Source organism: Saccharospirillum sp., assembly GCF_040881935.1.
Taxonomy (GTDB): domain Bacteria; phylum Pseudomonadota; class Gammaproteobacteria; order Pseudomonadales; family Natronospirillaceae; genus Saccharospirillum.
The window spans coordinates 36,382-58,078 of the sequence record NZ_JBBECH010000056.1 but is presented as its reverse complement, the minus strand read 5'-3'; the positions used below and the strand labels follow the sequence as shown (position 1 = coordinate 58,078).

20 protein-coding genes are annotated in these 21,697 nt (G+C 56.6%); 9 read left to right on the top strand and 11 right to left on the bottom strand.

The window, feature by feature from the left end:
* Window positions 1-54: 54 nt before the first annotated feature.
* Window positions 55-663 (bottom strand): LON peptidase substrate-binding domain-containing protein, encoded by a 609-nt coding sequence (locus WEB54_RS10320; protein WP_368055416.1) that lies wholly within the window; start codon window positions 661-663, stop codon window positions 55-57.
* Window positions 656-1,027 (bottom strand): hypothetical protein, encoded by a 372-nt coding sequence (locus WEB54_RS10315; RefSeq protein WP_368054001.1) that lies wholly within the window; start codon window positions 1,025-1,027, stop codon window positions 656-658. The genes WEB54_RS10320 and WEB54_RS10315 overlap by 8 nt, the downstream gene beginning before the upstream one ends.
* Window positions 1,028-1,308: 281 nt before the next feature.
* On the opposite strand from WEB54_RS10315, the gene WEB54_RS10310 reads away from it, so the two are divergent.
* From WEB54_RS10310 to minE, 4 genes are all read left to right on the top strand, one after another.
* Window positions 1,309-2,826, top strand: a complete 1,518-nt coding sequence (locus WEB54_RS10310; protein WP_368053999.1) for a helix-turn-helix domain-containing protein — start codon at window positions 1,309-1,311, stop codon at window positions 2,824-2,826.
* The gene (gene minC / locus WEB54_RS10305; protein WP_368053997.1) at window positions 2,827-3,507 is read left to right on the top strand and encodes a septum site-determining protein MinC; all 681 of its coding nucleotides are present in this window, start codon (window positions 2,827-2,829) and stop codon (window positions 3,505-3,507) included.
* A gap of 204 nt (window positions 3,508-3,711) precedes the next feature.
* Window positions 3,712-4,521 carry a septum site-determining protein MinD gene (minD, locus tag WEB54_RS10300; protein ID WP_368053995.1) on the top strand — a complete coding sequence of 270 codons (810 nt, stop codon included), beginning with the start codon at window positions 3,712-3,714 and terminating at the stop codon, window positions 4,519-4,521.
* Between the two features lies 1 nt (window position 4,522).
* Window positions 4,523-4,777, top strand: coding sequence for a cell division topological specificity factor MinE (gene minE, locus WEB54_RS10295; protein WP_368053993.1), 255 nt, complete (start codon window positions 4,523-4,525; stop codon window positions 4,775-4,777).
* A gap of 51 nt (window positions 4,778-4,828) precedes the next feature.
* On the opposite strand, the gene trxB is transcribed toward minE, so the two are convergent.
* From trxB to WEB54_RS10275, 4 genes are all read right to left on the bottom strand, one after another.
* Window positions 4,829-5,788 carry a thioredoxin-disulfide reductase gene (gene trxB, locus WEB54_RS10290; protein ID WP_368053991.1) on the bottom strand — a complete coding sequence of 320 codons (960 nt, stop codon included), beginning with the start codon at window positions 5,786-5,788 and terminating at the stop codon, window positions 4,829-4,831.
* A 145-nt stretch (window positions 5,789-5,933) separates the two neighbouring features.
* Window positions 5,934-6,758 (bottom strand): regulatory signaling modulator protein AmpE, encoded by an 825-nt coding sequence (ampE, locus tag WEB54_RS10285; RefSeq protein ID WP_368053989.1) that lies wholly within the window; start codon window positions 6,756-6,758, stop codon window positions 5,934-5,936.
* Between the two features lie 90 nt (window positions 6,759-6,848).
* The gene (locus tag WEB54_RS10280; RefSeq protein WP_368055412.1) at window positions 6,849-8,564 is read right to left on the bottom strand and encodes a Wzy polymerase domain-containing protein; all 1,716 of its coding nucleotides are present in this window, start codon (window positions 8,562-8,564) and stop codon (window positions 6,849-6,851) included.
* Window positions 8,565-8,826: 262 nt separating this feature from the next.
* Complete coding sequence (locus WEB54_RS10275; RefSeq protein WP_368055410.1) at window positions 8,827-9,267, bottom strand: prepilin-type N-terminal cleavage/methylation domain-containing protein; 441 nt, start codon at window positions 9,265-9,267, stop codon at window positions 8,827-8,829.
* Window positions 9,268-9,656: 389 nt separating this feature from the next.
* On the opposite strand from WEB54_RS10275, the gene pilB reads away from it, so the two are divergent.
* From pilB to yacG, 5 genes are read left to right on the top strand one after another with little or no spacing between them, the layout of a single operon-like run.
* Window positions 9,657-11,357: a type IV-A pilus assembly ATPase PilB gene (pilB, locus tag WEB54_RS10270; protein ID WP_368054707.1), complete on the top strand. Its 1,701-nt coding sequence runs from the start codon at window positions 9,657-9,659 to the stop codon at window positions 11,355-11,357.
* A gap of 12 nt (window positions 11,358-11,369) precedes the next feature.
* The gene (locus tag WEB54_RS10265; RefSeq protein ID WP_368055408.1) at window positions 11,370-12,590 is read left to right on the top strand and encodes a type II secretion system F family protein; all 1,221 of its coding nucleotides are present in this window, start codon (window positions 11,370-11,372) and stop codon (window positions 12,588-12,590) included.
* Complete coding sequence (locus WEB54_RS10260; RefSeq protein ID WP_368055406.1) at window positions 12,591-13,454, top strand: A24 family peptidase; 864 nt, start codon at window positions 12,591-12,593, stop codon at window positions 13,452-13,454. It begins immediately after the preceding gene.
* Window positions 13,451-14,041: a dephospho-CoA kinase gene (coaE, locus tag WEB54_RS10255; protein WP_368054713.1), complete on the top strand. Its 591-nt coding sequence runs from the start codon at window positions 13,451-13,453 to the stop codon at window positions 14,039-14,041. The genes WEB54_RS10260 and coaE overlap by 4 nt, the downstream gene beginning before the upstream one ends.
* Before the next feature lie 26 nt (window positions 14,042-14,067).
* The gene (gene yacG, locus WEB54_RS10250; protein WP_368055404.1) at window positions 14,068-14,289 is read left to right on the top strand and encodes a DNA gyrase inhibitor YacG; all 222 of its coding nucleotides are present in this window, start codon (window positions 14,068-14,070) and stop codon (window positions 14,287-14,289) included.
* A gap of 126 nt (window positions 14,290-14,415) precedes the next feature.
* Here the strand turns inward: yacG and WEB54_RS10245 are convergent, their stop codons facing one another.
* The 5 genes from WEB54_RS10245 to WEB54_RS10225 all read right to left on the bottom strand — a co-directional run bounded on the left by WEB54_RS10245 (window position 14,416) and on the right by WEB54_RS10225 (window position 21,677).
* On the bottom strand, window positions 14,416-15,882 hold the full coding sequence (locus WEB54_RS10245; protein WP_368055402.1) for an MFS transporter: 1,467 nt from the start codon (window positions 15,880-15,882) through the stop codon (window positions 14,416-14,418).
* Window positions 15,883-16,094: 212 nt separating this feature from the next.
* Entirely contained in the window at window positions 16,095-16,514 is a 420-nt protein-coding gene (gene mutT / locus WEB54_RS10240; RefSeq protein WP_368055401.1) for an 8-oxo-dGTP diphosphatase MutT, read from the bottom strand.
* A 21-nt stretch (window positions 16,515-16,535) separates the two neighbouring features.
* Window positions 16,536-17,756 (bottom strand): bifunctional glutamate N-acetyltransferase/amino-acid acetyltransferase ArgJ, encoded by a 1,221-nt coding sequence (gene argJ, locus WEB54_RS10235; RefSeq protein WP_368054822.1) that lies wholly within the window; start codon window positions 17,754-17,756, stop codon window positions 16,536-16,538.
* 10 nt (window positions 17,757-17,766) lie between these two features.
* The gene (gene secA, locus WEB54_RS10230; RefSeq protein ID WP_368055399.1) at window positions 17,767-20,505 is read right to left on the bottom strand and encodes a preprotein translocase subunit SecA; all 2,739 of its coding nucleotides are present in this window, start codon (window positions 20,503-20,505) and stop codon (window positions 17,767-17,769) included.
* A gap of 245 nt (window positions 20,506-20,750) precedes the next feature.
* Window positions 20,751-21,677 carry a M23 family metallopeptidase gene (locus WEB54_RS10225; protein ID WP_368054826.1) on the bottom strand — a complete coding sequence of 309 codons (927 nt, stop codon included), beginning with the start codon at window positions 21,675-21,677 and terminating at the stop codon, window positions 20,751-20,753.
* Between the last annotated feature and the right edge of the window lie 20 nt (window positions 21,678-21,697).

Here is a 21,697-nt window from a genome sequence, read left to right as displayed (position 1 = left end):
AATTGGCTGCGGAAGCGGGCTATTGCCACCCAATGAACCCCGAATATTGTGTTACTAATCCGGTGATTCAAGCGACCCGGACAGTTCCGCCAGTGCGGACTCCAGCAAGGCACACCGCTGCAGGAAGCTGTCTTCAGCCAGCAACGATTCTTTCAATTCTCGCTCCAGGGGCAGCCATACCATTAACTGATGAACGCTGCCCCGTGGCGAATCAAGCTGCAACCCAACCTGATCAGCCAGGTATGGATGCTCCAGTAAGGCGTCCAGCAGCGGCTGATAGCGCAGTGCCGCCCGCATCTCAAGCGCCGGATCCGCCTCTGGCTCAGCACTCGGCACGCCGTCACCCCACCATAGCCCGGTGACATCTTTTGCGGCCGCAGTGACCTCAACCCGTTGTGCACCGACGATGGTAATACCCAGCAGCCCATTGGCCTGCTGATTGAAATCAACAATACGCGCCAGACAACCCTGGCCGCTGCGGTCTTTTCCCGGCTCCGCAACCATGATCACGAAGGGCCGGTTCTCCCGGGTGCTGCTCGACACCATCATCAGGTACCGGGGCTCAAAAATCTGCAATGGCAGAGACGCCCCAGGCAACAATAAAGCCCCCATTGGGAACAGGGGGTACCGTTCAACGGCGCCATCGGTTTCGAAATCAGTCATGGTAAACCTGTCTTAAGAAGTGATTGCCCATTGACAGCCGGGCCGCTCCGACGGCAGCCTGGCGAACCCAACTGCAGACCTGGCCTGCATCCTGATACACCGGTTCTGGCAGCAAATACCACTGCCCATAGACCTTTCCATGGGCAATCCAGTGCTGGTCACCGCAGGCGTGCTGCAGTTCGGCTTCAAGTTCGGGGGCAATTGCACGAATACCAATCCGGCCCTTCAGTGTCACCACGAGGCACAGTTGCCCCGCAACACGAATCACGTGTTCACCAAAGTACAAGCCAGCTTCAGGCTCAGGGTTTTCCGGCAGGAGTTGCATTAACGATTGTATACGACGGGCACGATTCAGTTTGTCCATTCGCCTTTCCTTAGTGAATGAATGATAGGATTCTGCGAAAACGCCTGATCTGGCTCCGTTATCCTTCGGATTTAGCCAGTGGCAAGCCAGCGCTCTTCTTGAGCACCGGATAGCAGAAACTGAAGCTTATCAAAATACCCCGCCAAAAACAGCCGATCCGTCAAAATCGCCTGACATTGAGTCAATCACCGGCAGAGTCCACACAGCCCCCGCATTGTGTTGCAACGGCCTCCTCTTTAGAATGCGCAGGCTATTTCGCTCACCGCGAACTTGGAAGGGTTATGCAGATAAACAGTGAAAGCCTGAGATTCATTCTCGGCATCAAGGTCAAACAACACCGCCAGGCGGCCGGTTTATCGCTCAAGCAACTGGGCGAACGAACCTCACTGTCCATCTCCTATCTGAGTGAAATCGAGAAGGGCAAGAAATACCCCAAACCGGAGAAGATCATTCAACTGGCCCAGGGGCTCAGCGTCTCCTTCGACGAGCTGGTCTCATTGCAACTCGATGACGAATTGAACCCGGTCACTGCGCTATTGAACTCGCCGCTGTTCAACGACTTTCCGCTAAAACAGTTTGGCATTGGCCTCTCCGATATATTCGATCTGGTAACCGACTCCCCCAGTAAAGCCGGTGCTTTTGTTCGTACGCTGCTCGAAATTGGCCGGGGGTACGACATGCAGGTCGAACACTTTCTGCTGGCGTCGCTGCGCTCCTACCAGAAGATGCACCTGAATTACTTTGAAGAAATTGAGGGTCAAGCTGAAGCCTTTCGAACGCAATTCCCGGTAGCAGAGCCGCTGATCAGCCTCGCCTGGCTGGAATCCCTGCTGCTCGACCAGTACCAGTGCCGGGTCAGCTACGACGATTTTTCCGCCACACCCGAACTCCAGACCCTGCGCTCGCTCTGTGTCTCGCCCAATAAGCTGGTGGTCAATTCCCGGCTGATGCCACAGCAGCAAAAGTTCGTATTGGCTAAAGAAATTGGTTACCGTTTTCTCGAACTGGAGGAGCGCGCATTAACGTCATCCTGGATCAAGGTGGAGTCATTCGAGCAGGTCCACAACAACTTCAGAGCCTCCTATTTTGCCGGCGCCCTGCTGATTCCCGAGGCCGCGCTGCTGACCGACCTGAAAGCCTGGCTGGCCAACAAAGAATTTGATGGCGATGCACTCAGCCAGATGATGGATCAGTACGATGCGACGCCAGAGATGTTCGTGTACCGCATGTCGCAACTGATGCCCCACCATTTCGGCTTGCACAAAATGCACTACATGCGCCTGCACAACAAAGCCGGAGTCGACCAGTTTCACATCGCCAAGGAACTCAACACCACCACCGTATTCACACCGCGCGGCATCGGCCCGAGCGAGCACCATTGCCGACGCTGGGTGGCCATTGGCCTGCTGAACGACGTGGGCGAACGTCAGGCGGCGGGAGAAGACCCAAAATTGGCAATTGCCGCACAACGCAGTCACTTCATCGCCCAGAATCAGACCTTCTTTAACATCGCTGTGGTGCGTCCACTGTCTCTGGGACAAAACAGCAATACCGGTATGGCCCTCGGGTTCCTGATGGATGAACGATTCAATAGCACCGTAGCGTTCAGTGCCGACCCGACCGTGCCGCAAATGGACGTTCACGAAACCTGCGAACGCTGCCCACTGACCGATTGCGCCAGCCGCGTCGCCGAGCCGAGCCTGCACCTCAGCCAACAACAGCAACTCGACCGGGAGCAGGCCTTGCAGACTTACCTGGATCACCACCAAGCCAAATCAACGCTGCAGGATTCGCACTAAATGACTGAAACCAAGCCCCTGACCGTGCGCGCTCGCATGCTGCCCATTCAGCGACTGATCATAGATCACCTCGACCTGGCAAGTTTCACGCAGAGACTGACTGACAAACTGGAACAGGCACCCGCTCTGTTCAACCGGGCCCCAGTGGCACTTGATGTAGGCGCCGTGCTTGCCGAGCTGAACGATAGCACCCTGCAACAGATGCTGGACTTCGCTCGCGAACAGCGCCTGGTCGTATTTGCCCTGGCTGGCCCGAAAGAGGCACTCACCCCCTGGTGTGAACGCTTCAACCTGGCCTGGGTTGACGACAAAGACCGGGCAGCACGAGCCAACAAGGCTGATTCGGCGCCAGCAGGGCTGGAAACCCAGGTGATCCGCCAGCCCGTTCGTTCAGGTCAGCAAGTATATGCGCGTGGTGCCCACTTGCTGATTATGAACCAGGTCAGTTCCGGCGCCGAGGTAATCGCCGACGGTAGCATTCACGTCTATGGCGCCCTGCGTGGTCGTGCTATGGCTGGCGTGCAAGGCGATACACTGGCGGAAATTGTCTGCCAGAACCTGGATGCGGATTTGCTGGCCATTGCCGGTAACTATCAGGTTCGGGACGATTTAAACGCAGAGCCCAATCGACCCACCCGGGTAAGACTGGAAAACGACCAACTGGTGATCGAGCAGTTTTAAAGGCAGCTATAAACCGCAAAATTAAGTGACGGGTGCAGGGTTAATCAACCTCACTTGCAGGCGGCAGTCAGCCTCTGCGACACTGGCAGGCATTCAAATTCAGAACTGTATCGCTGAGATAGATTGGCCGGTGCCGGTAAAAAAGCGGATAATCCCGCCGAAGCTGTTTCAGCCAACTGTTTAACGTAAAAAGGAATCGTCATCTTGGCAAAGATCGTTGTCATCACCTCAGGTAAGGGCGGCGTTGGTAAAACCACCTCCAGTGCCGCCATCAGTATGGGCCTGGCGTTGCGCGGCCACAAAACCGTTGTTATCGACTTTGACATCGGCCTGCGCAACCTCGATATCATCATGAACTGCGAGCGCCGAGTGGTGTTCGATTTCGTCAATGTCCTCCAGCAGGAAGCCAGCCTCAACCAGGCCCTGATCAAAGATAAACGTTGCGACAACCTCTACATATTGCCCGCCTCCCAAACCCGGGATAAAGACGCCCTGACCAAAGAAGGCGTTAAAAAAGTACTCGACGACCTGGCCGAAAAGTTCGACTACATTGTCTGCGATTCACCCGCCGGTATCGAACAGGGCGCCCAGATGGCGCTGTATTATGCCGATGAAGCCATCGTCGTCACCAACCCGGAAGTCTCCTCGGTTCGGGATTCAGACCGAATTCTGGGCATACTGCAAAGCAAAAGCTACCGGGCTGAAACCAACCAGCCACCCGTCCGTGAGCACCTGCTGATCACCCGCTTCGACCCCCAGCGTGTCGCCCGGGGCGACATGCTCGATATACCGGATATCGAAGAAATACTGGCCATTCCGCTGCTTGGCATCATTCCGGAAAGCCAGGCGGTGCTGAATGCCTCCAACAAAGGCATGCCCGTGGTACTGGACGAGAAAAGCGATGCCGGCCAGGCCTATCTGGATACGGTCGACCGGTTTCTGGGCGAAGACAAACCGCACCGTTTTCTCGAAGCCCAGCGCAGAGGCTTTCTGCAACGCGTATTTGGAGGCTGAGATGTCGATTTTTGACCTGTTCAGGGACAACAGCACTACGCCCAAATCCGCCCATATCGCCAAAGAGCGGCTTAAGGTTATCGTCGCTCACGAACGCCACCAGCGCAACGCACCGGATTACCTGCCCGCGCTGCAGCGCGACATCATGGATGTGATTCGAAAATACGTCGACATCGGCCCGGAACAGCTTCAGGTCGATATTAATGAAGAAGGGAATTATTCAATTCTGGAAGTGAACGTTAACCTGCCCAAGTAAAGCGGGTTATTAACGGGTTTGCGCGAAAGCGCAAACCCGGCAACACCTGTCTCAGCCAGCGTGCTTCAGATTATCCAGATACTTTTCCGCATCCAGCGCCGCCATACAGCCAGTACCGGCTGAGGTTATCGCTTGCCGGTACACATGGTCCATCACGTCACCGGAGGCAAACACACCCGGCACACTGGTAGCCATCGCATTGCCTTCCAGACCTGATTTGACCTTGATGTAACCGCCCGCCATATCCAGCTGACCTTCAAAGATCTGGGTATTCGGCGTGTGGCCAATTGCCACGAACACGCCATCCAGCTTCAGTTCTTCGGTTTCTTCATTTTGCGTATTCCTGATGCGAATACCGGTTACGCCCATCTCGTCGCCCAACACCTCATCCAGCGTACGGTTCCAGTGCAGTACGACCTTGCCTTCCTGCACTTTATCCATCAGGCGGTCGGCCAGAATCTTCTCGGAACGGAAGCTGTCGCGACGGTGGATCACATGCACCTTGCTGGCGATGTTCGACAGATACAACGCCTCTTCAACCGCCGTGTTACCACCCCCGATCACACTGACTTCTTTATTGCGGTAGAAGAAGCCATCGCAGGTCGCACAGGCGGAGACCCCTTTACCCTTAAACGCATCTTCGCTAGTCAGACCCAGGTAACGGGCACTGGCACCGGTGCTGATGATCAGCGCATCGCAGGTGTAAGTACCCTGATCACCCACCAGCGTAAACGGCGGTTTGGCCAGATCGGTGGTGTGAATATGGTCGAAAATGATCTCAGTATTGAACCGCTCGGCATGAGCCTTCATTTCTTCCATCAACTGCGGCCCTTGCAACTCCGCATGGCCACCTGGCCAGTTTTCAACTTCTGTGGTGGTGGTCAGCTGACCCCCCATCTGCATACCGGTGATCAGCACCGGTTTCAGATTGGCCCGTGCCGCATAAACGGCCGCTGTGTATCCTGCCGGGCCAGAGCCCAGAATGATCAATTCGTGATGCTGAGTGCTCATAGACTGTATATCCACTAAAAACGAAGGGTTGATGCGATACATTCAAACTGCGCTAAGGATGGTGGTTTCACCCGCCAAATCAACCCCGGCCGCGCTATGGCGGCGATAATAAATGGCAATAAAGGGGTATGAATGGCGGGCAGGGTTACCCGAAAATTGTCGCCAGAGCGATCACCACCATCCACAAAACCTGAGCGCGCTTAATCAGCGCCAGTACATCTTCTGGCCGCTGGGCGTCCTGGTTTTCGGGGAGAGAGACCTTTAATGAGGTTTCCAGCAACGCCCGGTCAGCCAGCTCAAAATCCCGGATACGCCGCAGCCAGATGGCAAAACTCTGGGAAAAATCGCCCACCAGCGCCAGCGATAGCGTCAGCAGCCGGGCCGGAATCCAGTTAATGGCATGGTGCACCTGAACAGCCAGCGAAGCAGCAGCGCTGGATTCTGCAGGCAGCTGCAACAGCACTGACCGGGCATGTCGCACCAACACCACCAGCAGTACCCCGGGCGCACCAAAGGCGACAAACCAGAACAGGGCAACGAAGAAACGCTCCAGCAACTGGTACGCCAGGCTCAGCTTTAACGCCTCGTCCATTTGGGCGGCACCACCTTCGTAGAGCCCTGCCGGCAGGTCAAAGGTATCAACCGCCAGCTCATAAGCCCGGTCGGCATCATCGTCTTGCTGGTACTGGCGATAAGGCTTGAGCTGGTCGGCCTGGTCGCCCGGGCCAAACACCAGCACCAGGCTGCCCAGGCCGACCAGAAACGTCACCAGCCAGTGGTCGAGCCCGTGCAGAATAGCCGCCAGCACAACCACCGGCAGGGCCAGCACCAGGCAGTACACCCAGGTACTGCCACCCAGGCGCGCAACCACCCGGCTGATCAGCGCAGGCACCTGGCCCCGGCCCGGCATCCGGCTTCCGGTCAGGCTCAGTGACACCAGCCAGGCCAGAAGGGCGGCAAGAAAAGTCATGTAGGCTCTCCGTCGTTGTGTGGGCGGTCAGGTTAGCATTGGCTCCCGGCAAATGCGAAGCGCACCGTCACTGTCTTTGCGTACAGGCTCCTAGGGCACCATCCGGAAAGCCGAACTCGCCGGGCTTGCGGTTAACCGGAACCGCGACCCGGCATACCGGAACTCGGACAGTTCCCGGGGCTGGTCGAACGGCGCGATGCCATCGTAAGCCGAGGCACCCAGGAGGTAAAACTCCTCGGCCTCGGCCGTGTTCCCCAGGGTGACATGCGCCGCTATTATGTTGACCAGCAACACCTGGTTCGGATCTTGCCGAACCAGGTGTTGCGCGTCGGACAGGGCCGCCCGGGCCACCGATTCGACGCCCAGGGCCATGGCGTAGTCGAGATAAAAGGTGGTCAGTGCCAGGTTGCGGTAATCGCCAAGCACGAAGGGGTTGGTAATGTTCGACAGTTCCTGGTTGCGCTTAGCGGCTTCGGGGTCATTGTAGATCCGCTCCAGAACGTTCGAAGACTGATAGGCGGTCACAAAAAACACCAGACTGACGGGCACCAGCAGCGCGGCCAGCAGGCGCCAGGCATCCTTTACCGGAATGCGCACCCTGCGCTTCGCGGACGCGCCATCGAGCGCCACCCAGAGCAACAGAATAAAGGCAAACCAATGCACGATCGAGGCATAAAACGGGTACTCGAGCATGGCGTGCACGGCCAGCGGCGCGAGCAACGCCAGGCTGAGCCAGGCGCTCTGCTGTTGCGACCGGAAGATCCAGACAATCAGCAGCGTCATCACCAGAACGATCAGCAACATCAGCGGCAGGCCACCTTCCACGCCCCACAACAGCAGCTCATTATGCGGATGGTGCAGGCGCCGGGACACCGACCCTGGCAACTCGCCAGCGGCACTGCGTTGCGCCCACGAATACAGAAACGCCGAGTCAAAATTACCGTAGCCCCACCCGCCCCAGGGTTTCTGCCATATCATCCACAGGCTGTGGCCATAGTCGTAAAGACGCTTGCCCGGGGTCAGAACCTGTTCGATATCGCGCGGCGAGGCGCCGGTCGCGTTGCGGTACCACAGCATCATAATGCCAACCGACACGCCAGACAGCAGCGCGAGCCACCAGCGGGACAGCAGGTTCCTGGCCTCGGCCCGCCAATAAAAAACGCCGATGAACACCACCGAAACCGCCAGGCCGACAAAGGCAGCGCGAGACAAGATCATGAACAGGATGCCCGGGCCGACAACCGCCATCAGGTACGACAGCCCCCGGAAAAACCGGCCAGAGCTGTAACAGGCCAGCCAGGCCGAGGCGGCGATGCCGGTCGCGACGTAAGAGGCCAGCACATTGACCTGCTGAAAGACCCCGCTGGGGCGGCTGCTGTCCTTATAGGCCAGAAAGCCATGCTCATAAAAATACAGCACCTGAAACCAGCCGAGCAAGGCCTCGAGCAGGGTGCTGGCCACCACCAGCGCCACCACCTGCTCCTTGCCGAGGGTGTGTTGCTGGTACAGGATCACCAGCAAGGCGACCCCCAACCACAAGCCGACGATGCGCTGCGTGATGTCATCAAAATCCGTAGCGAACGCCATGGGCACCGTCAATACCACCGCCAGACCAATAATCAGCAGCACGGCACGGTCGATGGCCAGACTGGCCTGGCCAAACACCGAGACATAGGCCCAGCACAGACAAGGCACCAGAATGGCCAGAGAAATAACATTGAACGCCATAACCAGGCCGGTGCCATCCATATTGGGGGTGGGTATGTGCATCGCCAATAAAAAGACCAGCACCAGTGCTAATGCCAAACGGCCACCAGCATTGTCCAACCCCAACCTATACCATAATTTCTTCACTTGTATTCCCGCCCTCAAATACCGAAAAGGGTTACCTTATAACAGGTTCAGCCGGTTACCACCGAATCACACCCGTACGAGCGTCACACACGGACCATCATCCAAGATCAACATATTCTGCGGCTATTGCATAAATGGACAAAATAGATTCCAGGAATCTGTCAAAAAAAAAGCCCCTGACAAGGGGCTTATTGCATTTCATAATGACTGAAAATTAACAGCCTTTCGGGTTATAACTGCCAAGACTCCAGGCACATGACCAGGCACCTGCACTGCTGCGGGTTAGAGTAATAACACCCCCCTGTACAACCGAGGCAGCCTCACCACCCATTTCGACGGCCAGTATGGTTTCCTGACTGGTTGAGTTATACCCTGCATCCAGACCAAACGTACTGGCATCGTACGTCCCTACATAGTCAGGATTAACCATATTAGAGCCAACATAGCCCAAACTGTCGCCAGTAAAATCGGTATTACCACTCAAAAGGTTCTCTTCCACTTCCGTTCTCAGGGCTGAAATCTCACCATAGGCCCGAGTGGTTTGAGTACTCGCGATATAGTCCTGGTACTGGGGAATGGCGATGGCCGCCAGAATGCCGATGATCGCGACCACGATCATCAATTCAATCAATGTAAAACCCTGTTGCTTCTTCATGTTTGGAGCTCCTCGAACGTCACATACTGTGTTGTGACTTTATCTTTGTTGTGAACTCATTATTTTGCTGGATGAGTCCGCCTGCCTTTTATCCTAAGCACAGGGCGTGCCAAAACAGGATCTGGCCCGGAAACTCCTTTGACTAGCCCGTTAATAGGCCCGTTAACACTCCCGTTAGCGCGCCCGCTCTTTCCCCCGGGCGCCCTCAACCCCCCGGTCACCCCTGCGAAGTGACCGGCGTCACAGCCAGGCCACGGAAAGTCAGCACGAAGTGACGCTTTTTGTCACCCCGGGTAAATGATTCACTCATTTAACCGCCCGGCCATTCAACTCTCCGGCCATATTGTCTAAGCTAGGGGCCCTTCATGATGAATACCGGGTACTTTCCTATGGCAGTTTCCCTGGGCGGATTGGCCAAGCGACTGGTCAGAGAAGAACTGGTGGGCGAAGAGGAGGCAATAACCGCAACTCAGGAGGCCAGCAGAGGGCAAAAAAACATGGTGGCCTACCTGGTCGAGAACGGCCTGGTGTCTGCTCGCAAAATAGCGGAGCTTGCGTCCGAGGAGTTCGGTACGCCCATTTTCGACCTGAACGCCTACGATCTTAATCTCGCCCCGAAAGATCTGGTCACCGCCAACCTGCTGCAAGCGCACCGCATCATCCCTCTGGTCAAGCGGGGTACCCGGCTGTTTATCGGGGTGTCGGACCCCACCAACCTGACGGCCGTCGACGAAGTAAAATTCCATACCGGTCTCAGCGTCGAAGCGGTGCTGGTGGAGGAAGACAAGCTCACCCAGGCGCTCGAAAAGCTGTTCGACGACTCCGCAGATGCCTTTGACGACCTGGGAGACGACCAGGGCCTCGACGATCTCGATGTCGTCGACACCCAGAAAAACGATGAAGACACCGATGCGTCAGACGGCGTGGACGACGCGCCGGTGGTGCGTTTCATCAACCAAATGCTGCTGTCGGCCATCAAGAAGGGGGCTTCCGACTTGCACTTCGAACCTTATGAGAAGAGCTATCGGGTACGCTTCAGGATCGACGGTGTTCTGCAGAATATGGCCAACCCGCCACTGGGGCTTGCGCCCAAGCTTTCCGCGCGGTTAAAGATCATGTCCAACCTCGATATCTCTGAACGTCGAATCCCCCAGGATGGGCGGATAAAACTGAAGGTCTCCAAAAGCAAGGCCATCGACTTTCGCGTCAACTCGCTGCCCACCCTGTTTGGCGAGAAAATCGTGCTGCGTATTCTGGACCCCGCCTCTGCAAAAATGGGCATTGATGCACTGGGTTATGAGGAAGACCAAAAAGATCTCTACATGACCGCGCTGTCCAAACCCCAGGGAATGATTCTGGTCACCGGCCCAACCGGCTCGGGCAAGACCGTCTCTCTCTATACCGGCCTCAACATTCTTAACCAGGAGGGCACCAATATCTCCACGGCTGAAGACCCGGTAGAGATCAACCTCGATGGCATTAACCAGGTCAACGTCAACAATAAAGTGGGCCTCGATTTTACCACAGCGTTACGGTCTTTCCTGCGTCAGGATCCGGACATCATCATGGTGGGGGAGATACGCGACCTGGAAACCGCCGCCATTGCCATTAAAGCGGCCCAAACCGGTCACATGGTACTCTCAACGCTGCACACCAACAGCGCGGCGGAGACCCTGACGCGCATGCTGAACATGGGCGTACCGTCATTCAACCTGGCCACCACCATCAACCTGATCATTGCCCAGCGACTCGCCCGCCGACTGTGCAACAGCTGCAAACAACCCGCAGACCTGCCAGCGGAAGTGCTCGAGAAAGAAGGCTTTACCGACGACATCCTGAAGGATGCTACCCTGTACAAACCGGTCGGCTGCAGCAACTGCACCAAAGGCTATAAAGGGCGAGTGGGTATTTACGAAGTGGTTCGCATCACGCCTGCGATCTCCCGCATTATCATGGAAGAGGGTAATTCGTTACAGTTGGGCAAGGCTTTCGAACAAGAAGGCTTTAACAGTTTGCGCAAATCCGGGCTGGTCAAAGTGGCCAGCGGCGTTACCAGCCTCGAGGAAGTCAACCGCGTAACCACAGATTGAGGATTCTAATTCATGGCCACAAAAGCTCAAAAGGTCAGCCTGTTTACCTATGAAGGTCGTGATCGGAACGGCAAGGTTCAAAAAGGCGAAATTTCAGGCAGCAACCCGGCTCATATTAAGGCGGAACTGCGGCGCAAAGGCCTTGTTCAGATAAAAAAGCTGGTTAAAAAAAGAGCCAGCATTCAGCTGTTCAATCCTAAAGTCAAATCCGACGACATCGCCCTGTTCACCCGCCAGATGGCCACCATGATGAAAGCGGGTGTCCCACTGATGCGGGCTTTTGATATCGTTGCCGAAGGTTTGCAAAACAAGACGATGACTGACCTGGTGATGCAGGTGAAAAATAGCATTGCCGGTGGCGGGACCTTTGGCGGGGCCCTGCGCGAGCACCCGAAGTATTTCGATGACCTCTACTGTGCACTGATTGAATCGGGCGAGCAGGCAGGTGCACTCGAGACCATGCTGGACCGGGTCGCCATTTATAAGGAAAAAGCGGAAAGCCTGAGGAAAAAGGTCAAAAGCGCCCTGAAATACCCCATTACTGTCCTCGTCATCGCCTTTATCGTCACCATTATCCTGCTGGTTAAGGTAGTCCCGACCTTTGCCCAGATGTTCAAGAACTTCGGCGCCGACCTTCCTGTACCAACACAGGTGGTTATGAACATGTCGGAGTGGGTGCAGGCCAATGGTTTCCTCGGCGGCGTTATTATGGTTGGGTTCGGCGTTTGTTTTAACCAGGCCCTGCAACGATCCAGAAAGTTCAAGAACGGCTGTCAGCGGCTGTCTGTGAAGTTACCCGTCTTTGGCCCGATCCTTTATCAGGCCGCCATGGCCCGCTATGCCCGAACCTTATCGACGACCTTTGCCGCCGGCGTGCCCCTGGTTAATGCGCTGGATTCGGCTGCCGGAGCGTCGGGCAACATTGTCTACCAAACCGCGATCCTGAACGTGCGTCACGACGTTGAAACCGGTACTGAACTGGCCGTGTCGATGAAATCGCAGAATATTTTCCCGCCCATGCTGATCCAGATGGTCTCCATTGGCGAACAGTCCGGCGCCCTGGATGACATGCTGTCCAAGGCGGCCACGATATACGAGGAAGAAGTCGACACCCTGGTCGACGGCCTGACTTCCATGATGGAGCCCATGATCATGGCTTTCCTCGGCGTCGTCGTTGGCGGGCTGGTGGTAGCGATGTATCTGCCCATTTTCCAAATGGGGGCCGTTGTTTAGATGGCAATAGTTAACCTCCTCCAAAGCAACGCGCTCGCCCTGCTGGCGACCGTTTTTGTGGCTGGCCTGCTGGTTGGCAGTTTCCTGAACGTGGTGATCTACCGACTACCGGTGATGATGCAACACGCCTGGGCCCGTGAGGCTGACGCCATGAGCGGCCAGGCCGTGGCCGAACGGGATACGTTCAACCTCATCACCCCGGATTCCACCTGCCCGCACTGCGGCCACAAGATCCGGGCCTGGGAAAACATCCCGGTCATCAGCTACCTGGCGCTGGGTGGCAAATGCGCCCAGTGCAAGAACCGCATCTCGCCACGCTACCCCCTTGTTGAACTGATCACAGGGCTGTTGACGCTGGCCATTGCCTGGCAGTTCGGAGCGACGCTGCAAACGGCGACGCTGCTGGTCTTTTTCTGGAGCCTGATCGCGCTGACGATGATCGATGTCGACCATCAACTGCTGCCAGACAGCATCACCCTGCCGTTAGTGTGGCTCGGGCTGCTGCTCAACCTCGGGGGCGTATTCACCAGTCTGGAGCAGGCGGTGATCGGCGCTGTTGCCGGCTACCTCTCGCTGTGGAGTATTTATTGGGCGTTCAGGCTACTGACCGGCAAGGAAGGCATGGGCTATGGCGACTTCAAGCTGTTTGCCGCCTTTGGCGCCTGGTTTGGCTGGGCGGCGTTGCCGCTGATTATTCTGCTGTCTTCTCTGGTGGGGGCGATAGTCGGTATTGCGATGATCGCCATTCTGGGGCGAGACCGCCAGATACCCATTCCGTTTGGTCCCTATCTATGCGGCGCAGCACTGGTGTATATATTCTGGGGCAGCGCCATCACCGCCTGGTATCTGGGTAGTTTTGCATGATTGTCGGGTTAACCGGCGGTATTGGTTCCGGTAAATCAGCCGCCAGCGGGGTGTTTGAGTCACTCGGTGTTGGCTGTGTCGATGCCGATGTCGTCGCTCGTGACGTCGTCGCCAAAGGGACACCAGCCCTGAACGCCATCGCTGAACGCTTTGGCACGACCATTCTCACCTCAGAAGGCCAGTTAAACCGGGGCTTTCTGCGTGAGCGAATATTCACCTCGGTGGCCGATAAAACCTGGCTGGAAGCCCTGCTGCACCCGCTGATTCGCGAGCAAATGCTGACTCAACTGCAGCAGCAACCACCACCCTACTCTGTGTTGGTCGCGCCGTTACTGTTCGAGAACAATCTGGATGCTCTGTGTGATGAGACCGTGTTGATTGATGTTCCAGAGTCAGTCCAGCGCCAGCGAGTGACGCAACGCGATTCAGTCGATGAAGCCCAGGTGCAGCGCATCATCGACAGTCAGATGAGCCGCGCCGACAAACAGGCCAGAGCAACGCATTGCATCGAAAATACCGGCACGCTGGAGCAGTTGGAAAGCGCTATTCTTGCATTGCACCGCCACTTTGTGGCAAAAAGCCCCTAATAATCCGAATCAAGAGGAAGTCCGGCATGTCAGCCAAAGCGCCACCCAAGGTGCCCTGTCCAACGTGCAAGAAGCCCATCACCTATTCCAAAGACAATACCTGGCGGCCGTTTTGTTCGGAGCGTTGCAAGCTGATTGATCTGGGTGAATGGGCCAGTGAGGGGCATAAAATCGCTGGAAAGCCAGCTTATGATGAGATGATGAGTGAAGATATGGAACGCTGGACATCCGATGACGCGAAACATTGAATGACGTAGGACATTGAATGACGCAGTACATTGGAAGACGCGGGACATGTAAGGACGCAACACAAAAAAGACGCTAAACATTAAAAGACGTGGGGATTTAGGGACAGGTTAAGCGCCCCCTATTATTCATTTCTCGGGTTTAGTACCTGGTTTTATGGGGATCAGCCAGGCGGCTATTAGTGCTGCACCCAGGCTGCCGGCCGCGAGCATTGCCAGGCTGCCGCCGTAGGCCAGTTGATAGGCGCTAACGATGGCCTCGTAGCTGCTGGCATCAGAATCGGGAAAAAGCCCGAACTGCCCCTGTCCGGACTGGTTAACAGTTTGGAAGAGACGAGCCGCACAGGCGCCCGCACCTGCAATGGCAAACAGCCCCGCCAATCGACTGGCCGTGTTATTGATGCCAGAAGCGGTACCGGCGCGGGCATCGGACACCGAATTCATCACCGTCGTCGTCAGCGGCGACACCACGATCGCCATGCCCAGGGCCATAATGCACAACGGCAGTTCAACGCCCAGCCAGAAGTTGTCAAGCTGCAACGCCAGACCCGCGACGCCCGCTGCCACCACCGTCGGCCCGACCAGCAGCATCGGGCGGGGGCCCAGACGATCTCCCAACTTGCCAGCTTTACTGGACAACAGCCCAATGATCAGACCAAACGGCATCATCGCCAGGCCCACCTGGGTCGGCGTCAGCCCACGGTATTCGATCAAGTCAATGGGCACCAGGAACATGGTGCCTGACAGGGCACCGTAGAGCAGCAGGGTCATCAGATTGGTACCTGTGAAGGCGCGACTGCGAAACAGCGCAGTCGGTGCAATCGGATGTTTCACATTAGCTTCAAAGCGGAAGAATGCCAGCAGACCTGCCAGCCCCAGGCCAACCAACACCAGGGACAGCGTCAAACGGCCCTCGGCTTCGGTCAACCAGGTCAGCCCCAGCGTCAGTGACCCGCAGGCGAGAAAGGCAATCAGCGTACCTCCCCAATCGGGTCGGCCGCTGACTGAGTGGTCGCGGGTTTCCGGCATGAAAGCCAGGGTCAGTAACAGGACAAGCGCAGCCAGCGGCAGGTTAATCCAGAACGCCGCGCGCCAGTTGAACAGATCCATCAGTATGCCGCCAACGGCCGGGCCTAGTGCGGTGGTCAGAGCCGAGGCACCGGCCCAGAGGCCGATGGCATGGCCGCGTTCGCCAGACGGGTAACAGGCAGAGATAATCGCCAGGCTCTGCGGGACCAGCAGAGCGGCGCCGATGCCCTTGAGAGCCCGGCCAGCGATCAGCACAGTCGGGTTGGGTGCCAGGGCACAGACCAGCGAAGCCAGAGCGAACAGGGCAATACCGGCCAGGAAGACACGGCGCCGGCCGAGGCGATCACCAGCACCGCCACCGACCATCAGCAGAGCCCCCAGAAATAATGTATAGGCGTTCAGCACCCAGAGCATCTCGGTCAGAGAGGCATCCAGGTCGGTGCGGATAACCGGTAGGGCGATGGTAACCACCGAGCCATCGATAAAGGCCATGGCCGACGCCAGGATCGTTGCCGCCAATACCCAGGGGCGACGTTGTGGCGAACAGGGCGCGACACGGGTTGTCATGAGATTCCGGACCTATAGGTTGGGGTCAGCGTTAGTACGGCCTCCTGCTCGGACAAGTTCCGCGCTGGAGCAATGAGTGACCCAATCGGGGAAATAGACTGAATGTCCTTTTTCGTCACTAGAGGAAAGAAACCAGAAGTGAACCCTCTCCCCAGCCCTCTCTCCACCACCGGGGGGAGAGAGCTAGAGAGAGGGGGGCGGCGTAGCCGTTACTACTGTGGCTTCACTGTTCTCCGGAACTTTGCGATCAATTCCGCATTGGCTTCCGGAAAGGAGTACCCATCGAGTTCTTCGATAGCTACCCATTGAACAATCTGCCCTTCACAACCCCTGGCAACGCCCTGGCTGTGTTCGCACACCCAGGTATCCAGCAGGACGGTTTTGTCACCGTAATCGAAGGGCAATTGCATCAGGGGAGTCATATGCCCGGGCGCGAGTTCCAGGCCTACTTCTTCCTGGAACTCGCGAACCAGTGCCTGTGGCGTTGTTTCGCCTGGCTCGACCTTGCCACCGGGAAATTCCCAGAGTCCGCCCTGGTGTTGATGATCCTGGCGCTTGGCGATCAATATCTGGCCATCGCGCACAACCATGCCTACGGCAACGTGAACAGTTTTTCGGTCAGCAGCAGACACGGTTAAACCAACTCCTTATCCTTAGCTACGATAGTCCGCATTGATGCTGACGTATTCGTGAGACAGATCGGTGGTCCAGATTCGGTCGGCTATTTCACCCCGGTTCAGATGCACCCGAATGGTAATCTCTTCCTGTGCAACCACAGCGCTGCCCGCGGCTTCGGTATAGCCCGGTGCGCGTTCGCCCTTGCTAACAATTTGAACGTCATCGAGCCAGATATCGACCTGGTCGACGTCGAGTTCCGGTACACCGCTACGGCCAACCGCAGCCAGAATGCGGCCCCAGTTGGCATCTGAGGCGGTCAGCGCCGTTTTTACCAGCGGGCTATGGCCAATGGTATAGGCAACGCTCAGCGCTTCGTCCGTCGTATTGGCGCCTTCGACGGCAATCTCGACAAATTTGGTCGCCCCTTCTCCATCCCGCACAATGGCCTGCGCCAGCTCCAGCATCACTTCCGATACGGTTTTGAGCAGGTGACGGTAGAGATCGCTGTCGGTGGAAGTAACGGCCGGGGCGTCTGTCTGGCCGGTGGCAATCAGCATGCAGGCATCGTTGGTCGAGGTGTCGCCATCGACGGTAATGCGGTTGAAGCTGCGATCGTTGGCGGCGGTGACCAGTTGCTGAAGCACAGCGGTGTCAACGTTGGCGTTGGTTGCTACAAAACCCAGCATGGTGGCCATGTTAGGCTTGATCATGCCCGAACCTTTGGCAATGCCGGTGACGGTAATGGTTTCGTCATGGTATTCAAACTGACGCGAGCAGCCTTTGGGGCGAGTGTCGGTCGTCAGAATGCCCTTGGCGGCATCGGCCCAGTGGTTCGGGCTCATCGCTGCAACGACGTTGGGCAACGCCTGGGCGATGGTTTGCATCGGCAAGTATTCACCAATAACGCCCGTTGAAAACGGCAATACCTGTTCGGGTTCTATGCGCTTCAGGGCCGCGAGACGAGCACAGGTTTCATGGGCATCGTCCAGCCCTTGCTGGCCGGTACCGGCGTTGGCGTTGCCGGTGTTAATCACCAAACAGCGAATATCACCCTGTTTCAGGTGCTCCCGGGCTACAATAACCGGTGCCGCGCAAAAAGCATTGGTGGTGAACACCCCGGCCACGGAACTGCCCGGGGCCAATTGGAACACGACCAGATCCTGACGATTTGGCTTTTTGATGCCGGCGCAGCCCACACCAATGGAAACGCCGTCGATCGGAATCAACGGGTCTGTATTGGGTTTTCCCACGGCCATCCCTGCACCCTCAGTTCAATTTACCATGACACTGTTTGTATTTTTTGCCGGAACCACAGGGGCACGGTTCGTTGCGCCCAACCTTAGGGCCCTGGCGTACGGGAGCGGCCTGGGGCGCTGGCGATTCCGAACCCGCGCCGGCTTCCGCCCTGGCGGCATCTTCCAGCGGCGTTGCCTGGCTGTGCTCAAAGTTCATTCGGGCCATGGCCGCTTCGCGGCGCTTGCGCTCTTCTTCGGCGGCTTCATCCGGGGTGCGCACCTGCACGTGAGACAAAATGCGGATAGTGTCGGCTTTAACCTGCTCGAGCATGGCCTGGAACAATTCAAACGACTCGCGCTTGTATTCCTGCTTCGGGTTCTTTTGCGCGTAGCCGCGCAAATGAATTCCCTGACGCAGGTGATCCATGTTGTACAGGTGTTCTTTCCAGTGCTGGTCGAGCACTTGCAGCATTACCTGCTTTTCAAACTGGCGTAGCGCCTGGGGGCCAGCGACCGATTCTTTTTCTTTATAGTGCGCGACTGCGGCTTCCAGGATGCGTTCACGCAGCTTGTCTTCATGCAGATGGTCGTCTGCATCAAGCCATTCCTGAATCGGCAACTTCACGCCAAATTCTTTCTCAACCGCGGTTTCAAGACCCGGAATATCCCACTGCTCCGGCAAGCTTTGCGGCGGGATATACTCACTGATCTCAGCATTGACGATGTCGCTGCGGACATTGTCGATCACATCTTCGATGCTATCGGCTGCCATCAGATCGTCGCGTTGCTGGTACACCACCTGACGCTGGGAATTGGCCACATCGTCGTATTCCAGCAATTGTTTGCGGATGTCGAAGTTGCGGTTCTCTACCTTGCGTTGCGCCTTCTCAATGGCGTTACTGACCATCTTCGCTTCAATGGCTTCGCCGTCTTTCATACCCAGCGATTGCATGATGCCTTTCATACGCTCGGGCATGAAAATACGCATCAGGCTGTCTTCCATCGACAGGAAGAAGCGGGATGAGCCCGGGTCCCCCTGACGACCGGCACGGCCACGCAGCTGGTTATCGATGCGGCGGCTTTCGTGACGCTCGGTACCGATAATGTGCAAACCACCGGCGTCAATCACCGTCTGGTGGCGTTCTTTCCAGTCGGCTTCGGCCCTGGCCAAAACTTCCGAGTCGGCGCTGTCGAGGTCCAGAACTTCGGTTTCCCAGTTACCGCCGAGCTTAATGTCGGTACCCCGGCCTGCCATATTGGTGGCAATGGTTACAGCACCAGGCTGACCAGCCTGGGCAATCACCTGGGCTTCGCGGTCATGCTGCTTGGCGTTGAGAATATTATGCGGCACTTTAGCCTTGGTCAGTGCTTCGGAAATGCGTTCCGACGCCTCGACCGAGGCAGTACCCACCAGCACCGGACGTTTCTTGTCGCGTTCGACAATAATGTCTTCAATCACCGCACTGAACTTTTCGGGCTCGGTCAGGAAGATCAAATCATTAAAGTCGGTACGGGAAATGGGTTTGTTGGTCGGGATAACCACCACATCCAGACCGTAAATCTGGTTGAGCTCGAACGCCTCGGTATCGGCCGTGCCGGTCATGCCAGACAATTTTTCATACAGCCGGAAGTAGTTCTGGAAGGTGGTCGAGGCCAGGGTCTGGTTTTCTTTTTGAACCGCAAGCCCTTCTTTGGCTTCAACGGCCTGATGCAAACCATCGCTCCAGCGACGCCCGGGCATGGTGCGGCCAGTATGTTCGTCGACAATGACCACCTGGTCGTTCTGAAGAATGTAGTCGACGTTGCGCTGGAACATATAGTGCGCTTTCAGACCCGCCGTCACATGATGAAACAATAACAGGTTATGCGGTGCATAGAGGGACTCACCCTCGGGCAAAAGACCGGCTTCATGCAGAAGATTTTCTACCCGGTCGTGGCCCTGTTCGGTCAGTTCAATGGAGCGGTTTTTCTCGTCGACCAGAAAATCGCCGTCTACGGCTTCTTCACCTTCCGTCGCTTCTTTGGCTGGCTTCAACGATGGAATCAGCTTGTTAATCTGGATATAACGTTCGCTGGAATCCTCGGCGGCACCGGAGATAATCAGCGGAGTCCGGGCTTCGTCGATGAGAATGGAATCCACTTCGTCGACAATGCCGAAGGCCTGGCCACGCTGAAATTTATCCTTGAGGCTGAACGCCATGTTGTCGCGCAGGTAGTCGAAACCGAACTCGTTGTTGGTGCCGTAGGTGATGTCGGCCTGGTAAGCAGCCCGCTTTTCGTTCGGATCCTGTTGCGAGACCACGATGCCAACGGTCAGCCCCAGTGTTTCATACAAGGGTCGCATCCACTCGGCGTCGCGCCGGGCCAGGTAGTCGTTCACGGTAATGATGTGAACCCCTTTGGCAGGCAGGGCATTCAGGTAGGCGGCAAGCGTTGCGACCAGGGTTTTACCCTCACCGGTCTTCATTTCGGCGATCTTGCCGGAATTCAGCACCATACCGCCGATCATCTGCACATCGAAATGGCGCAAGCCCAATACGCGGCGGCTGGCTTCTCGCACCAGCGCGAAGGCTTCGGGTATTAGACTATCGAGCGATTCACCCTTTTCCAGGCGCTCACGAAACACCACCGTCTGACCTTTAATATCGTCGTCAGACAGGCGTTCCATATCGGGTTCCAGGACATTTATTCGCTGTACCAGGCGGGCCAATCGCTTAACTTCGCGGTCGTTCTTGGAGCCGACCACCTTCTTTATTAGTGTCGTGAACATAGGAGAGTGTCGTTTTTTAGATTCGATTCAAAGACTTAGTGGAGGTCAACTATACTAACTGCAAGTGCTCTTGTCTTTGAAATTGTAAAAAATGGCGGGAATCCGTGCCAGGTAGCGGGTGTACCTCTCCGGGGCCGGCGTGAACCATCCCTGGGGCCTAGACCGCAGCGCCCATGCTGCGGACTTCCCCGGAGGCGCACACCCGGTACCTGGCACTCAATTGGTTGCAATTTAAGTCACTAAAATTAAAACCGGGCTACGCGATCGATGAATTTGGCCGGGTCGACTGACTTGTCGCGATGCAGCACTTCAAAATGCACATGAGGCCCGGTTGAACGGCCAGTACTGCCCATCAGCGCAACAATGTCGCCCTTGCTGATGACATCTCCGACGTTGACCAGAATTTCCCGGGCATGCGCGTAGCGGGTCACATAGCCGTTGCCATGGTTTACCTCGACCAAATTGCCATAGCCGTAACGATCGCTCGCCCAGGTGACCACCCCAGCCGCGACGGCGATGACATTGGACCCGTCTTTACCGGCAAAATCGACCCCGTCGTGCCAGGCGACGTTGCCATTGAACGGATCATTCCGGTAGCCGTAGCGTGAGCTCATCCAGCCACGCTCAATCGGCCGACCGGCAACAAAGGTGGATGACTGGATTTTGCGGTCACCCAGCAGCGAATCCAGGACGGATAATTGCTGTTCGCGGTTGTCGATCAGGCTGGAGAGTTCATTCAGGGCATTCACAAAATCGGGAGGGGTGTAGGCATCGCCGATATCACCTTCCGGCCCACCAACGGCCGGATCGATACTGAAATCAAACTCGCCATCTTCAAGCTTGGCGACGCCAACCAGACGTTCGCCGAGCGCATCAAGCCGGGTCAGGCGGGATTGTTGCTGAGCAAGCTTAACGGTAAGAGCGCGGATCTGGTCTTCAGTATAGCGACGCGTTCGCTCGAGCTCTTCCGCCTGGAACGCCAGGCGGTCATGCCAGGCTTGCACGGCGCGCGAATCCATAACGAGGGGAGTGTCGCCCTGGTACCAGAGATGCACCACATAGGCGCCACTGCCCACCAGGCTGGCGGCAACAAATGCTAAAAAAGCCACAATAAGTGGCAGCGATAAGGTTCTGGACCGACTATGTCGACGGCTGACAAAGATGACGTTCATACTGCGCAATTACCTATCCT

Bases quoted from the DNA above. Each gene is read 5' to 3' on its own strand.
- WEB54_RS10320 (WP_368055416.1), bottom strand. From the start codon at position 663: ATGACTGATTTCGAAACCGATGGCGCCGTTGAACGGTACCCCCTGTTC.
- WEB54_RS10315 (WP_368054001.1), bottom strand. From the start codon at position 1,027: ATGGACAAACTGAATCGTGCCCGTCGTATACAATCGTTAATGCAACTC.
- WEB54_RS10310 (WP_368053999.1), top strand. From the start codon at position 1,309: ATGCAGATAAACAGTGAAAGCCTGAGATTCATTCTCGGCATCAAGGTC.
- minC (WP_368053997.1), top strand. From the start codon at position 2,827: ATGACTGAAACCAAGCCCCTGACCGTGCGCGCTCGCATGCTGCCCATT.
- minE (WP_368053993.1), top strand. From the start codon at position 4,523: ATGTCGATTTTTGACCTGTTCAGGGACAACAGCACTACGCCCAAATCC.
- trxB (WP_368053991.1), bottom strand. From the start codon at position 5,788: ATGAGCACTCAGCATCACGAATTGATCATTCTGGGCTCTGGCCCGGCA.
- ampE (WP_368053989.1), bottom strand. From the start codon at position 6,758: ATGACTTTTCTTGCCGCCCTTCTGGCCTGGCTGGTGTCACTGAGCCTG.
- WEB54_RS10275 (WP_368055410.1), bottom strand. From the start codon at position 9,267: ATGAAGAAGCAACAGGGTTTTACATTGATTGAATTGATGATCGTGGTC.
- pilB (WP_368054707.1), top strand. From the start codon at position 9,657: ATGGCAGTTTCCCTGGGCGGATTGGCCAAGCGACTGGTCAGAGAAGAA.
- WEB54_RS10265 (WP_368055408.1), top strand. From the start codon at position 11,370: ATGGCCACAAAAGCTCAAAAGGTCAGCCTGTTTACCTATGAAGGTCGT.
- WEB54_RS10260 (WP_368055406.1), top strand. From the start codon at position 12,591: ATGGCAATAGTTAACCTCCTCCAAAGCAACGCGCTCGCCCTGCTGGCG.
- coaE (WP_368054713.1), top strand. From the start codon at position 13,451: ATGATTGTCGGGTTAACCGGCGGTATTGGTTCCGGTAAATCAGCCGCC.
- yacG (WP_368055404.1), top strand. From the start codon at position 14,068: ATGTCAGCCAAAGCGCCACCCAAGGTGCCCTGTCCAACGTGCAAGAAG.
- WEB54_RS10245 (WP_368055402.1), bottom strand. From the start codon at position 15,882: ATGACAACCCGTGTCGCGCCCTGTTCGCCACAACGTCGCCCCTGGGTA.
- argJ (WP_368054822.1), bottom strand. From the start codon at position 17,756: ATGGCCGTGGGAAAACCCAATACAGACCCGTTGATTCCGATCGACGGC.
- secA (WP_368055399.1), bottom strand. From the start codon at position 20,505: ATGTTCACGACACTAATAAAGAAGGTGGTCGGCTCCAAGAACGACCGC.
- WEB54_RS10225 (WP_368054826.1), bottom strand. From the start codon at position 21,677: ATGAACGTCATCTTTGTCAGCCGTCGACATAGTCGGTCCAGAACCTTA.